This window comes from Planococcus plakortidis (genome assembly GCF_001687605.2).
In the GTDB taxonomy this organism is placed as follows: domain Bacteria; phylum Bacillota; class Bacilli; order Bacillales_A; family Planococcaceae; genus Planococcus; species Planococcus plakortidis.
Map to the genome: position 1 here is coordinate 3153785 of NZ_CP016539.2, position 14152 is coordinate 3167936.

Consider the following 14152-nt stretch of genomic DNA (forward strand, 5'->3'; position numbering starts at 1 on the left):
TTTTTATTTTTTGCTTCAAAATTACGGTTAAATGAAAAGGAGGGCTGTCGATGGGACGCCTTTTTACAGAAAACCTGGAAGTCAGCTATGGCGAAAGGAAAATCGTCAAAGGCTTGTCCCTGTCGATTCCAGATAAAAAGATTACGGCAATCATCGGTCCGAACGGCTGCGGGAAGTCCACCTTCCTGAAAGCGATGACTCGCGTCATTCCGCACGAATCGGGCTCGGTCATCCTCGACGGCCAGCAAATCGCCGAAGAGAAAACGAAGCAATTGGCGAAAAAGCTCGCGATCTTGCCACAATCCCCGGAAAACGCGGCGGGTTTGACAGTCGGCGAGATCGTCTCTTATGGCCGCTTCCCTTATCAAAAAGGGTTCGGCAAGTTAAGCAAACGGGATTATGAAATGATCGACTGGGCGCTCAATGTGACCGGTACGCAATTTTTCAAATACCATCCCGTCGATGCCTTATCCGGCGGCCAGCGCCAGCGCGTCTGGATTGCCATGGCACTTGCGCAGGAAACCGAAATGATTTTCCTCGATGAACCGACGACTTACCTCGATATGGCGCATCAATTGGAAATCCTGGAACTGCTCCGGGAACTCAATGCCGAGGAAGAACGCACCATCGTCATGGTGCTGCACGATTTGAACCACGCCGCCCGCTTCGCCGACCATATCGTCGCGATGAAAGACGGCCAGATCATCAAGGCCGGATCGCCGGAAGAAGTGATCGTTCCGGACGTACTCCGTGAAGTGTTCCGCATCGATGCGGAAATCGGCCTTGACCCACGGACGCAAAAACCGATTTGCCTAACCTATAACTTAATCAAAGGAGCTTAACCAGATCATGAAAAAATTACTTTTCTTGTCCATCGCTTTACTCGTTATGCTGGCGCTTGCCGCTTGCGGCTCAACAGAAGAAACAACCGAGGAAACGGGCGGTTCCGAAGGCGAAGCCAGTGGATCCGACACCATCCAATACGAATCGGAAAACGGTACAGTGGAAGTTCCGGCTGACCCGCAGCGCGTCGTCGCGTTGGCTTACGGCGGAAACGTCATGGCACTTGATGTGCCGCTTGCCGGCATCGACGCTTGGGCAATCGACAACCCGAACTACGAACCTTACTTGGACGGCGTAGAGGAAGTGTCGGAAGAGAACCTGGAGAAAATCATCGAATTGGATCCGGATTTGATCATCGGTTACTCGACTCTTCAAAACGTCGATAAACTGGAACAAATTGCACCGACTGTCACTTTTACTTACGGCAAAGTCGACTATTTGACACAGCACGTGGAAATCGGGAAACTATTGAATAAAGAAGACGAAGCCCAAGCATTCGTTGATGACTTTAAAGAGCGCGCACAAGCCGCGGGTGAAGAGATCAAAGCGGAAATCGGCGCAGATGCAACGGTCTCCGTCATCGAGAACTTTGATAAGCAATTGTACGTATACGGCGACAACTGGGGCCGCGGCACCGAGATCCTGTATCAGGAAATGGGCTTGAACATGCCGGAAAAAGTCGAAGAAATGGCACTTTCTGATGGGTACTATGCCTTGTCACAAGAAGTTCTCCCTGAATATATGGGCGATTACGTAATCTTCAGCAAAGACTCCGAACAGGATAATTCCTTCCAGGAAACGGACCTTTACCAAAATACGCCAGCTGTAAAGAACGATCAAGTATTCGAAGTGGATGCAAAGAAATTCTATTTCAACGATCCAATTTCCCTCGATTACCAGCTTGAGTTGTTCCAGGAAAAATTCCTTGGCCAATAATCACAAAAGGGATTCTGCACAGCGGAATCCCTTTATCCTTTCTATAGAAAAGATGATGATGCATGCGTTATAACGCCCGTTTTTCATACATATTTGGAATCAGCCTGCTGGCACTTGTGCTGGCTTTTGTTGTGTCGATGGTCTTTGGCGCCGCTGATGTCAGCCTGGAAAATTTATGGCTGGCCCTTTTCTCTGACAGCACCGGACAACAAATATCGGTCATCCAGGAAATTCGACTGCCGCGCGAAGTGGCCGCGATTTTCGTCGGCGCGGCACTCGCCGTCTCAGGCGCAATTATGCAAGGCATGACCCGCAATCCATTGGCAGACCCGGGCTTACTCGGTTTGACTGCAGGCGCCAATGCAGCATTGGCCGCGACTTTGGCGTTCATCCCCGGAGCTAATTACTTCGGTATCATGATCGCTTGCTTTATCGGGGCTGCGATTGGGGCCGGGCTCGTCTTCGGCATCGGGGCTTCGCGGCGCGGCGGCTTTTCGCCGTTTCGCATCGTCCTTGCCGGAGCTGCGGTGTCAGCGTTTTTAACCGCCATTGCAGAAGCGATCGGCTTATTGTTCAAAATCTCCAAAGACGTCTCCATGTGGACGGCCGGCGGCTTGATCGGCACCTCCTGGGGTCAGTTACAAATCATTGTTCCGTTTATCACCATCGCATTGTTTGTCGCTTTATTGCTGTCCCGCCAACTGGCGGTATTGAGCTTAAGTGAAGAAGCAGCGATCGGGCTTGGCCAAAAAACCGGCCAGATCAAAGCGATGCTGTTTGTCGTCGTGACTTTATTGGCTGGTGCCGCTGTAGCTTTAGCCGGCAACCTGGCATTCATCGGCTTGATGATCCCGCACATCGTCCGCGTAATCGTCGGCAGCGATTACCGCTTCATCATCCCGATGTCTGCCGTCACAGGCGCCATTTTCATGCTGCTTGCCGATTTGTTCGGCCGCACGGTCAACGCACCGTTTGAAACGCCGGTCGCAGCGGTGGTCGCCATGCTCGGCTTGCCGTTCTTCCTGCTGATTGTCCGTAAAGGTGGAGGTGCGTTCACATGATCCAACAACATTTGATCCGCAAGCAGCGCATCACTTTGCTCGTGCTTACCATTATCCTCCTAGTCACCGCCGTCTTGAGTTTAGGGCTCGGCTATTCGACGCTCGGCTTCGGCCGGATTGTCCCTGTCCTGATGGGCCAGGGTGATTTTAAAGAAGAATTTGTGCTCTTCTCCATCCGCATGCCAAGGCTGCTCATTACGTTCCTTGCCGGGATGGCACTCGCATTATCGGGCGCCGTTTTGCAGAGTATTACGCGCAATGATTTGGCCGATCCCGGTATCATCGGAATCAATTCCGGTGCCGGTGTCGCCATCGCCATCTTTTTCTTGTTTATCCCTGTGGAACCAGGCTCTTTTGCATTCTTGCTGCCGTTCGTGGCATTTCTCGGCGCTTTTATCACGGCAATCCTGATTTACTTGTTCTCCCGTGATCCGCGAACGGGCCTTCAACCGGTGCGGCTTGTGCTGGTCGGCATCGGCTTTTCGATGGCCTTATCCGGCGTCATGATCGTGCTCATTTCATCTGCGGAACGGGAAAAAGTGGACTTCATCGCCCAGTGGCTTGCCGGTTCCATTTGGGGCACCGATTGGCCGTTCATCCTGGCGCTGTTGCCTTGGCTTGTCCTGTTGATTCCATTTGTCCTCTATAAAGCGAACCGCCTCAATATCCTTGGTCTCGGTGAACCGGCCGCGATCGGGCTCGGGCTCAATATCGGCAAAGAGCGCGCTGTCCTTTTGCTTGCGGCTGTCGCGCTCGCTGCCGCTGCGGTTTCCGTGACCGGCAGCATCGCCTTCATCGGCTTGATGGCCCCGCACCTTGCAAAAGCGCTCGTCGGGCCGCGCCATCAATTATTCCTTCCCGTCGCCATTTTGCTCGGCGGCTGGCTATTGCTCGCAGCAGACACAATCGGCCGCAACCTGCTTGAACCGTCCGGCATTCCGGCCGGCGTCATGGCCGCTTTGATCGGCGCACCCTATTTCGTTTATTTATTGATGAAGAAATAAAAAACGGCTCATGACCCGAACAAGGGTCATGAGCCGTTTTGCTGTTTTAAACCGGTTCTTCCTGCGCTTCCATTGCCATGCGCGCTTCGCGTTCTTTGAGCTTCTGCATTTCCTCATCGGTCATGAATTCCACTTTCCAGCCGAGGAACGCCATGATGATGGCGATGATCGGCACCGAGTAATTCAATACCGCATACGGTGCATAGGCGAATGGATGGACCGCAAGCGTTGCCAGGATGAAGACGCCGCATGTGTTCCATGGAACAAACGGCGAGGTAATCGTGCCGCCGTCTTCCAGTGCGCGCGACAGGTTTTTCGAATGCAAGCCCTGATCCTGATAAGCCCGCGCATACATGCGCCCCGGCAACAGGATCGAAATATATTGTTCGGATGCCGTGACATTCGTCAAGAACGCCGATGCGACCGTTGCAGCAACCAGGCTGCCGGCCGTCTTCGCCAGCTTCAGGATCTTCGTGACGATCGATTTCAACATGCCTGTATGTTCCAGCACGCCCCCGAAGGTCATGGCGAAAATCGTCAAGGAAATGACGAACATCATCGAATCGATGCCGCCCCGATTGAACAAGGAATCGACCACTTCGTTGCCGGATGTGATGACATAGCCGTCATGCAGGGCATTGACCGCTTCTGCGACCGAGCCGCCCTGTACGAAAATATGGCATAGCCAGCCGAGCACGATGCCGATTCCAAGCGCCGGAAGTGCCGGTACTTTCTTCATGACCAATACGATGACCGCTAAAGGCACGAGCAAGAGCCACGGCGAAATGACGAAGTTTTCTTCTAGCGATGCCAGGATCGTGTTAATATTGCCGCTATCGACCGAGTTCCCAGCAAACTGGCGCCCAAGGAAAAAGTAAGCGCCGAGCGCGATGATGAGCCCCGGAATCGTAGTGTAGATCATGTGGCGGATGTGGACGAACAAATTGGTGTTCGTCACCCCTGCCGCCAAATTGGTCGTATCGGACAGCGGCGACATCTTGTCCCCGAAATAAGAGCCCGAGATGACCGCTCCCGCGACCATCGCCGCGGGTATCCCCATGCTCGCCCCGATGCCCATGCCGGCGATGCCGACCGTGCCCATCGTCGACCAGGAACTGCCGATCGCACCCGCAACCAAGGCACAGATCAAACAGATCGTAACGAGGAATAATGACGGCGTAATGATTTTCAAGCCATAATAAATCATCGTCGCGACGATGCCCCCGCCGATCCATGAAGCGATGATCATGCCGACCATGATGATGATGACCAAAGCCGGCAAAGCAAGCCGGATTCCTTTATAGGCACCCTCTTCGATCATGTGCCAGCGGTACCCCAACCGCCAGGCGATGATGACAGCGATGGTCGTGCCGAGAAGCAAGGGAATATGCGGGCTGCCCTCAAAAATGATGATCGTGACAGCCATCGCCGCGACCATGAAAACCAGCGGCAGCAAAGCCAGCCAGAAGGGCACTTCAATCTCCTGCTGTTTCGGTCGTTTCTTCTCCTCTTTCATGTTCTCGAACCCCTTTGTGAAAATGGAATGAATGCTTGTATTTATTTTGCCACTATACTGATTTCATTGCCATAAAAATTTTCAGATTACCGTGATTTTTCGGACTTCGGAATAATTCACTGCAGGATTCTTCCTGTCTTACCCCGAAATGTTACCGTATTGCCTAAGCTTCCGGCATCCAGCTTTGGAAAGGGGAAGATGACCGTGGGAAAATTGACCGTTTCAATGTACATTACGCTTGATGGCGTCATGGAAGAGCCGTCATGGACGGCAGCCTATTGGGATGATGAACTTGCGCAATTTCAATTGGATCAGCTTTATGGCAATGATGCCTTGTTGCTTGGGCGCGTCACGTATGAAGGATTCGCCGCCGCTTGGCCGACTGCAGAAGATGAACACGGCTTTGCGGACCGGATGAATGAAATCCCGAAATATGTCGTTTCGACGACGCTGAAGCGGACCGAATGGAATGCGCGCTTGATCAACCAGGATTTCGCCGAGGAGATCAAAAGGCTGAAGAAGACCGGCCAGCGCTTACTCGTCTATGGCAGCGCCGAACTCATCGACACCTTGATCGAATACGATTTAGTTGATGAATTGCATTTGATGACCTTTCCGCTGCTACTGGGCGAAGGGAAAAAACTATTCCGTGATGGCGTCTCGCCAACTGCATTCAAATTGCTGAAAAGCTTTTCGACCGACCAAGGCGTCCTGATCGCCAACTATGCGCCTGAACGGTGACGGATCATAAAAAACAGAAATGAGGATGGCCTCCCCCTTTTGGCGAAAGAGGAACGGAGCCTCCACAAAAGGAGCTGAAGCCTTGCGATGACGGAAAATGAGATCACTTTAGCATTGATCCAGTCCTTAAAGGATGGCCGGGCGCAAGACTTCCAGCACATACTCGATGAGCTGCAGCCTTATGATATCGCCGTCCAATATAGCCATCTGCCTGAAAAGCACCGAGAACGGTTCCTGCTTCACCTGACAATCCGCCAATTGACCGAGCTGATGCAGGAGCTTCACCGCAACGACCAAGTCCGTTTGCTTGAGCGGATGTCGGTCGACCAATCATCGAAAGTGCTCGACTTGATGGATAATGACGATCTCCTCTCGCTGTTGTCCGACCTCGAGCCGAATATGATCGAGGAGCTCCTGTCGCGCATGAATCGCGAGGAATCTTCCTATATCCAAAAGACCATGAACTACCCGCCGGAAACAGCGGGCCGCATCATGAACAACCGCTACGTCTGGATCCCGCGCCATTACACGATCCGTGAAGCGATCGATAAAATCCGTGATTTTGCGGAAATTGCCGAGTACTTGAACTATCTTTATGTCGTCGACGATGACAAAAAACTGCTTGGGGTCGTTTCCTATAAGGATTTGATCCTTGGCGAACTGGATGAACAAATCGATGACGTCATGTACACGCGGGTCGTGAAAGTCGATGCCTTGACCGACCAGGAAGAAGCGGCTGCCATCATCGGACGTTACGATTTTATCACCTTACCGGTCGTCGATAGCGAAAACCGCCTGCTCGGCATCATCACGGTCGATGACGTCATCGATGTCGTGCTGCAGGAAGCGAATGAAGACATCGAAAAGCTTTCCGCCTCCGGAAAGGCCATCGATTTCCACACACAGCCTTTTATAGCGGCTTACCGCCGTTTGCCCTGGCTGATTTTGCTCCTATTTATCGGGCTGATTTCGGGTGGCATCATCAGCCGATTTGAAGACACGTTGCAGACAGTGGTCGCCTTGGCATTCTTCATGCCCATGATTGCCGGCATGACCGGTAACACCGGCACCCAGTCGCTTGCAGTTGTCGTGCGCGGCCTCGTTGGCCAAAAGCCAGACAGAAAAGGCACATACAAGCTCATCCTCCGCGAACTATGGGTCGGTATCATTATCGGCCTCACCTGCGCCATTTTGATTTTGCTCATCGCTTATATCTGGCAAGGCAGCCTGGTTCTCGGGCTCGTCGTCGGCAGTTCGCTGCTTTTGACTTTGATCATCGGGACGCTCGCCGGCACCATCATTCCGCTCATCCTGTATCGGTTGAACATAGACCCTGCTGTCGCCTCCGGGCCGCTGATCACGACCATCAACGATATATTCTCCTTGCTCATTTATTTCGGGCTTGCCTCGCTGTTCATCTCCCGTTTGATGTGAACAGCTTTTTTGAGCTATTTTCTTTATTCCGAGTAATCAACTATGTATAATAAGGGAGAAATTTATACTAACTTGCTCTCTTCAGACATTTGCCTAAAACACACTCGGAGGGATTATCCATGACCATTCCAAAACCGCTCGTCCAGCTAAATCAAGCCTTTCTTGTCGCTACTGTAGTCGCCGGACTCTTCTTCCATCCACTGATTTTGCTCGTGCCTTTCGCCATCGGAACCGTCACCTTGATCACTAAGCAAAACCCGCTCATCGCATTCGGCCGCCGCTTTTTGCCGAATCCCCCGAACAGCTATCCGCAGGAAGACCGCGACCAGCAATTGTTCAATCAATGGATCGCCACGGCCTGCCTCGGGCTTTCGCTCCTGTTTTTCGCAGCAGGCCTGCCGAGCGTTGCCACGGTATTCGGTGCCATGGTCATCATTGCGGCCGGTGTGGCGCTTATGGGCTATTGCATCGGCTGCACCGTGCGCTATCAGCTAATGATGTGGAAACACCGCCGGGCGAAAACGGATTATTGATTGTCCTATAAATGAACAGAAAAAAGCGGAGACCGCAGTCTCCGCTTTTTTATTTTGTTTGGCCATTGCCTTTAATGATGTATTTCGTTGATGTGAGTGCCGGCAAGCCCATCGGCCCGCGTGCATGGAGCTTTTGCGTGCTGATGCCGATTTCAGCGCCGAAGCCGAATTCGAAGCCATCGGTGAAACGTGTCGATGCATTATGGTAAACAGCTGCCGCATCCACTTCCGTGAAGAATTGCTGGACGCTGTCCGCGTTTTCCGAAATGATCGCCTCGGAATGCTTCGTGCCGTACTGATTGATATGCTTGACCACTTCGTCGACGCTTCCTACCATTTTCAGCGCGAGTTCGTAAGCCAAGTATTCCGTTCCCCAGTCCGCGTCTTCCGCCGGGATGATGCCGCTTCCTGATTGCTGCGCCTTGTCATCGCCGTGGATTTTCACGTCTTTTGCCTGCAAGGCTTCAATCAGTTCCGGCAGATGCTGCTCAGCCCATTTCTCGTGGACAAGAATGGTTTCGCACGAGTTGCAGACGGAAGGACGCTGGGTTTTTGCGTTCAATGCGATATCGATCGCCATGTCCTTGTCCGCTGTCTCATCGATATAGACGTGGCAATTGCCTGCGCCTGTCTCCAGTACCGGCACGGTCGAGTCCGCCACCACTGTTTTGATCAAGTTGGCGCCGCCGCGCGGAATCAACACATCCAAATAGTCGTTCAGCTTGAACATGGCAGATGCCGCTTCCCGGCTTGTATCTTCGAGTAATTGCACGGAATCGACCGGCAATTCACTTTGTTCAAGCGCGCGGTGGATGACCGAAACGATCGCCGTGTTCGAGTGGATCGCTGTTGAGCTGCCGCGCAGGACGACGGCATTGCCGGTTTTCAGGCACAGGCTCGATGCATCCACCGTGACGTTCGGGCGGGCTTCGTAAATCATGCCCACCACGCCAAGCGGCACGCGCACTTTCGTCATGTCGAGGCCGTTCGGCTGTTGCCAATGCTCGAGCACTTCACCGACAGGGTCCGTGAGCTCGGTCAATTGGATCAACGCATCCGCCATTTCCGCAAGGCGCCCTTCGTCGAGCTTCAGGCGGTCGACGAGCGATTCGCTCATGCCGCTTGCCCGCCCGGCTTCGATGTCTTTCGCGTTTTCTTTTAGAATGAAATCTTTTTCAGCCATTAGTTGCTGAGAAATGAGTTCCAATGCTTTATTTTTTAGTGTGGTGTCGGCTTTTGCGAGTTCTCCCGCTGCCGCTTTCGCTTTTTTCGCTTTCTGTACCAGTTCCGTCTCCAAAGCTGCTTCCTTTTGAAGAACTTCTGTCATCCAATCTTCTCCTTTCGAATTTCCGTTCCTTACGCTAATTCCTTAACGGGTTTTGCGATATACGTACCATCACCGTCGCCATTCATGATCTCGACCAATTTTTCATTGCCTTCTCCCGTGCCGATGAACACATCGACGCCGAAGTTATGGGCTGTTTTGGCAGCTTCCACTTTCGTCTTCATGCCGCCAGTCCCGACATCCGATCCGGCACCGGACGCGGCTTCCATCAGTTCATCCGGGATTTCTTTCAAATGGGTATATCGTTCAGCGGATGGGTTGGTCTTCGGATTATCTGCATAGATGCCGTTGATATCCGTCAGAATGATCAATTGGTCTGCACGGACAAGCCCGCTGACAAGGGCCGACAGCATATCGTTGTCGCCGAAGGTCAATTCCTCGACCGCTACTGAGTCGTTTTCGTTGATGACCGGCATCATGCCGCGCTCCAATAATTTTGAAATGGTGTCATCCGCTTTTTGGTACAAGTCTTTCGTCAACAATAATTGTGCAGAGACGATATCGAAATTCTTGAATTCCGTCGCATACGCCTGTGCGAGCAAGCTTTGCCCGACGGCTGCCGCCGACTGCTTGTCGACAACTGTATTTGGCCGGGATAAATAACCCATGCTTGTGCATCCGGCTGCAACTGCGCCTGATGAGATCAAGATGACATCATGGCCTTCTTCTTTTAAGCGGGCCAACGCCCCGACGTGTTCACGCAACTTCGTGATGGACAATTTACCGTGGCTGTCCGTCAATGAGCTGCTTCCTATTTTCACTACTATTCTTTTCTTTTCCATTGTTACAGTCACCACCCGATTTTGATTATTGAATGAGCTCTCCCATTACGATCAAAAGCGGAAGAACCCGGTCTCCGTAAAACGCTTTACAATGGCTGACTTTCGTTGTCTGATAATAAGAATTATTATGCAATCATTTGCATTTTAAGTCAACTATTAATTTCAAAAATACTTATAAAACAGTTTTTGAAACTTCATTACTTGCATATCATTGAATATTTATTCAAAAGATGTGTTTCATTATAAACCATTTCGGTTCCGGAGATGGCAATTGCGCATTCTTCGCCAGCCAGAATTCCAGCTGGCAGCTGATCGCTTGCAACTCGCCAATCACAAGTGGCAAGTGTAACATAACCAGAGGGTATTTCAAGTTCAGGGAGGGGATTTCGCCTTATGAAAGGGCTTTCATTTTGGATATAAAGTGGGTATAAAGTCATATTTAACAACCCACAAAAGCCCGCACCACAAGGGATGCAGGCAAAATACGTACAAGTGTTGCTATTTCATTCTAAAGTACCACTGCCTTAAACGCCTTTTTATCCTAGGGGCGCTTCACTTTTTCCACTTTTAGCGGCTCGCCGGTATCCTTGGATGATATCGCTTAAAGCGCCGACAATCATGATGATGAGGATACCCCCGAAAATCCAGGTAAGCGCAGTGGATCCGCCGAATGTATCGGTAAGGAACTGGCGAAACTCGGGGTTGAGCAATTTGGAGTTGGTGAAAATCAGGACGAACACGAGCACCGAAACCGTCTGCACTGCGGCATTGAACGTGGCCAGCCGATAATTCCAATAGCCTGCGCGCCATTGCCAAATGGCAAGCGACAGCTCCAGGACGATGACGAGTGCAATGAATGGCCAGTACGATACCAGCACCTCCTGATTGAATACCGCCATTTGGAAGCGCAAGCCTTCCCCATCGTCAGTGTAGATACCAAGCACTTTATCGGCATTGAAATAGACCGTCGTCCAGATGACCATCCAGATCAAGCTGCCGAAAATCTGGCTTTTCGCCACTTTCGCTTCGACCGGTTCGAGCAGCGGCCCTTCCCCTCCCCATTCTTTCAAGTCATCAGGGGACCATTCTTCCATCATCAGCCCAAGCGGCGTCTCCACGCCTGATTTATCCGCCCAATCCATTACGGCAACGACGAGCGTGATCCAGAACAAGGTCTGCATGATGGTATTGAAGATCGCGCCGATGATGTTCCCGATTAACGATCCGAGCACCGAAATCAAGGTTTCGTCCTCCCCGATCCCGGAAACGATGCCGACAATCGTCACGACAATGAGCGTAATCAGGACGGCCAACGGAATGATCAGCCTCAGCAAGCGGACGTACAAGTCGAAATAGCGCGGGCCGATCAAATAACGCCGGACTTTCCCTTAATGCTCCGCCATGAGTGCCGGATGGCCGAATTCCTCAAGGACGGCCCGTTCTTCGCTCTCGGTACTATGTTCCGTAAGCCTCTCCGACAATTTGCTTCTTAAGTCTTTTTCCGCTTCCTGCCGTTTGTCTTGCGGCAGCCGTTCGAGCACTGCCCGGATATACCGTTCACTTAGCTTCATAACCCCATCTCCTTTTGAGGCAGCTTTTTATTAGCTCTATCATGAAGGATTTTTATGGAAAAAACAATATAATAAACAAATTATTCAGATATCTTTTTTTATTTGTATGCCACTTCCCCCGAAAAAAAACCGGCTGGCGAGCAGCCAGCCGGTTGTGTGTTTCTTCTATAGAAATCGTACAATATTCACTTGAGCTCAATCGTAACCGTTTGTGCAGGGGCGAGCAGCTCTCCGTCCGCAGCGAACAGCTTGCTGGTGGTCAATTTGAGCTCTTGTGCCCCGTCTTCCACAATAAAGCCGACGTTCCCTGATTTCACTTCTCCCGGTTCCAAGCCTTCATTCAACGATTCCAAATAGACATCGTCTTCCCAAGTCTTCACTTCGCCGCTTTCTGTCTCTATCAATGCGACTGGCGCAAAATTCACTTCTTCGCTAGAAGCATTATTGATTTCAACAAAGAACTTCGCCAGTTCGAATTGCTGGTCGTGTGTATAGGAATGATAGAAGTCGATCAGGCTATAATCCGGCGTATACTGCAGCAGCTTCGCTTCATGGATGGTCAGTTCGATATCGCCGACCTGCACCTTCTGAGGCTTCATATTGGCCGCCAGCAGCTCCAATCCGCCTTTTGCATCATGCGCTTTTTGGCCTGGTTCCTGCAGCCGGCGGTCATCGCTCACTTGCGGGCTGAGGACATATTGATCCGTGTACCCGGGTGCTTCCGATAGAGCCGCCGCGTTTGCCGTCCCTTGCGCTGTCTCATCCTGGCAGCCCCACAACATTGCCAATGGGACAAGCAGCCATGCTAATCTCGCTTTCATCCAATCCGCTCCTTGCTTTCGTTTATTGTTTATCGTCGATCGTTACGTCCGCGCCCATCAAGTCGAAGATGATGCCGGCATGATCCGTATTGTCCAGTTGCCCTGCAAATCTCTGGCTCGCTGGCCCGTAAGCATAGACCGGCACGTCTTCTCCCGTATGGCCGCCAGTCGTCCAGCCCGTGTGCGAACGCTTATCGAAAATGCGCTCGATGGCGTTGTCGATGTCCAAGTATTCGCCTTCGTCAGCCGCTTTCTTCACGGAATCGATTTCTTCATCAGTCAAGTCCAAGTCGATATAGCGTTCCAAGGTTTCTTCTACGCCGGCGCCTTCTGCAATCTCAGAAGCCATGAAATCCGGTGTGCGCTGTGCCGCGAGGATTGGCTCCGCGAACCAATTATAGATGCCGTCTGCGCCGATCGAGAAACCGCCTGTCGAGTGGTCGGCTGTCGCCACAACCAATGTGTTTTCATCTTGCTTGGCGAATTCGATTGCCGCCTGGAATGCACGGTCGTAATCCTCCATCTCGCTCATCGCCGCGACGATATCGTTGTCATGGCCTGCCCAGTCGACTTGGCTCCCTTCGACCATCAAGAAAAACCCGTCCTCGTCCTGTTCCAAGCGGTCGATCGCTGAACGCGTCATGTCTTCAAGAGACGGCACGCTGTCTTCGCGGTCGATCATTTTCGGCAAGCCGCCTTCTGCGAACAGCCCGAGCACTTGCCCATCGTCATTTGCGAGCAGCTCTTCTTTCGATGTTACATAGCCATAGCCGGACTCCTGGAATTCCTCCGTCAAATCACGGTCTGTGCGGTCGAATAGTTTGGTGCCTCCGCCGAGCAAGACGTCGATTTTATGTTCCCCGTCTATGCGCTCGTCGAAATAATCATCGGCAATGGCGTTCATATTGCGGCGGCTGATATCGTGTGCGCCAAATGAGGCCGGCGTCGCATGGGTGATTTCGGAACTTGCCACAAGCCCGGTCGCTTTGCCTTGTTCTTTCGCCGCTTCCAGGACGGTTTTCACTTCCGATTCATCGTTATCCACGGAAATTGCGTTGTTATAGGTTTTGATGCCCGCTGCCATGGCTGTCGCAGCGGCAGCCGAATCAGTGACGTTTTGATGTGCATCTTCCGGATAGGTCATCTGCTGTCCGACCAAATAGGAATCGAACGACATTTCATCCGCGAAACGCGCAGATGGATCGTCCTGTAAATAGCGGTAAGCCGATGTATAGGATGTACCGACACCGTCACCGATGAGGAAAATGACGTTTTTCGGTGCATTCTTGTCTTTTCCGTTTCTTTTCCCTTTGCCTTTCCCAGGGTTTTTGTGCTCCTTATGTACTTCGGCCTTGCCATTTCCGTGCGCTTCAGCTGGTGTGGAGGCAGTAAAGCTCGTCACGGCGACCGCTGCCGCCACGGCAGCTGGAACAAGTTTCTTCATTGATTTTCGGATCATCTGTCATTCCTCCTCGTGTTTGTTGACCATCGCCAGTGTATCGAAGAAATATTAAGGGATTGTTGAGGGCGTGTATGGAATTTGTTAAAGCGATCCTATTTCCCGG

14 protein-coding genes are annotated in these 14152 nt (G+C 51.8%); 7 read left to right on the forward strand and 7 right to left on the reverse strand.

Annotation, left to right across the window (positions count from 1 at the left end):
* Nucleotides 1–50: 50 nt before the first annotated feature.
* The 4 genes from BBI15_RS15695 (at nucleotide 51) to BBI15_RS15710 (ending at nucleotide 3844) form a co-directional block, all read left to right on the forward strand.
* A complete protein-coding gene (locus BBI15_RS15695) occupies nucleotides 51–842 on the forward strand; it encodes an ABC transporter ATP-binding protein (protein ID WP_058382374.1) in 792 nt (263 codons plus the stop codon).
* Between the two features lie 7 nt (nucleotides 843–849).
* Complete coding sequence (locus tag BBI15_RS15700) at nucleotides 850–1779, forward strand: iron-hydroxamate ABC transporter substrate-binding protein (protein WP_068871009.1); 930 nt, start codon at nucleotides 850–852, stop codon at nucleotides 1777–1779.
* 62 nt (nucleotides 1780–1841) lie between these two features.
* The gene (locus BBI15_RS15705; RefSeq protein ID WP_084632979.1) at nucleotides 1842–2840 is read left to right on the forward strand and encodes a FecCD family ABC transporter permease; all 999 of its coding nucleotides are present in this window, start codon (nucleotides 1842–1844) and stop codon (nucleotides 2838–2840) included.
* On the forward strand, nucleotides 2837–3844 hold the full coding sequence (locus BBI15_RS15710) for a FecCD family ABC transporter permease (RefSeq protein WP_068871011.1): 1008 nt from the start codon (nucleotides 2837–2839) through the stop codon (nucleotides 3842–3844). Before BBI15_RS15705 ends, BBI15_RS15710 begins: the two co-directional genes overlap by 4 nt.
* Nucleotides 3845–3890: 46 nt before the next feature.
* Here BBI15_RS15710 and nhaC read toward each other — a convergent pair whose 3' ends face one another.
* Complete coding sequence (gene nhaC / locus BBI15_RS15715; RefSeq protein ID WP_068871013.1) at nucleotides 3891–5360, reverse strand: Na+/H+ antiporter NhaC; 1470 nt, start codon at nucleotides 5358–5360, stop codon at nucleotides 3891–3893.
* Nucleotides 5361–5564: 204 nt separating this feature from the next.
* Here nhaC and BBI15_RS15720 point away from each other — a divergent pair, with 204 nt between their 5' ends.
* The 3 genes from BBI15_RS15720 to BBI15_RS15730 all read left to right on the forward strand — a co-directional run bounded on the left by BBI15_RS15720 (nucleotide 5565) and on the right by BBI15_RS15730 (nucleotide 8068).
* Nucleotides 5565–6101 (forward strand): dihydrofolate reductase family protein, encoded by a 537-nt coding sequence (locus BBI15_RS15720; RefSeq protein WP_068871015.1) that lies wholly within the window; start codon nucleotides 5565–5567, stop codon nucleotides 6099–6101.
* An 87-nt stretch (nucleotides 6102–6188) separates the two neighbouring features.
* Entirely contained in the window at nucleotides 6189–7535 is a 1347-nt protein-coding gene (gene mgtE, locus BBI15_RS15725) for a magnesium transporter (RefSeq protein WP_068871017.1), read from the forward strand.
* Between the two features lie 119 nt (nucleotides 7536–7654).
* On the forward strand, nucleotides 7655–8068 hold the full coding sequence (locus BBI15_RS15730; protein WP_068871019.1) for a DUF4395 domain-containing protein: 414 nt from the start codon (nucleotides 7655–7657) through the stop codon (nucleotides 8066–8068).
* A gap of 49 nt (nucleotides 8069–8117) precedes the next feature.
* Here the strand turns inward: BBI15_RS15730 and BBI15_RS15735 are convergent, their stop codons facing one another.
* The 6 genes from BBI15_RS15735 to BBI15_RS15760 all read right to left on the reverse strand — a co-directional run bounded on the left by BBI15_RS15735 (nucleotide 8118) and on the right by BBI15_RS15760 (nucleotide 14046).
* Complete coding sequence (locus BBI15_RS15735) at nucleotides 8118–9395, reverse strand: glutamate-5-semialdehyde dehydrogenase (RefSeq protein ID WP_068871021.1); 1278 nt, start codon at nucleotides 9393–9395, stop codon at nucleotides 8118–8120.
* Nucleotides 9396–9424: 29 nt separating this feature from the next.
* On the reverse strand, nucleotides 9425–10195 hold the full coding sequence (gene proB, locus BBI15_RS15740) for a glutamate 5-kinase (RefSeq protein WP_068871022.1): 771 nt from the start codon (nucleotides 10193–10195) through the stop codon (nucleotides 9425–9427).
* Nucleotides 10196–10731: 536 nt separating this feature from the next.
* Entirely contained in the window at nucleotides 10732–11565 is an 834-nt protein-coding gene (locus BBI15_RS15745) for a hypothetical protein (protein ID WP_068871024.1), read from the reverse strand.
* Nucleotides 11566–11583: 18 nt separating this feature from the next.
* On the reverse strand, nucleotides 11584–11766 hold the full coding sequence (locus tag BBI15_RS15750) for an HAAS signaling domain-containing protein (RefSeq protein WP_068871026.1): 183 nt from the start codon (nucleotides 11764–11766) through the stop codon (nucleotides 11584–11586).
* Between the two features lie 185 nt (nucleotides 11767–11951).
* Nucleotides 11952–12587 (reverse strand): DUF4352 domain-containing protein, encoded by a 636-nt coding sequence (locus BBI15_RS15755; RefSeq protein WP_068871029.1) that lies wholly within the window; start codon nucleotides 12585–12587, stop codon nucleotides 11952–11954.
* 22 nt (nucleotides 12588–12609) lie between these two features.
* Nucleotides 12610–14046 carry an alkaline phosphatase gene (locus tag BBI15_RS15760; RefSeq protein WP_068871031.1) on the reverse strand — a complete coding sequence of 479 codons (1437 nt, stop codon included), beginning with the start codon at nucleotides 14044–14046 and terminating at the stop codon, nucleotides 12610–12612.
* Nucleotides 14047–14152: the final 106 nt, after the last annotated feature.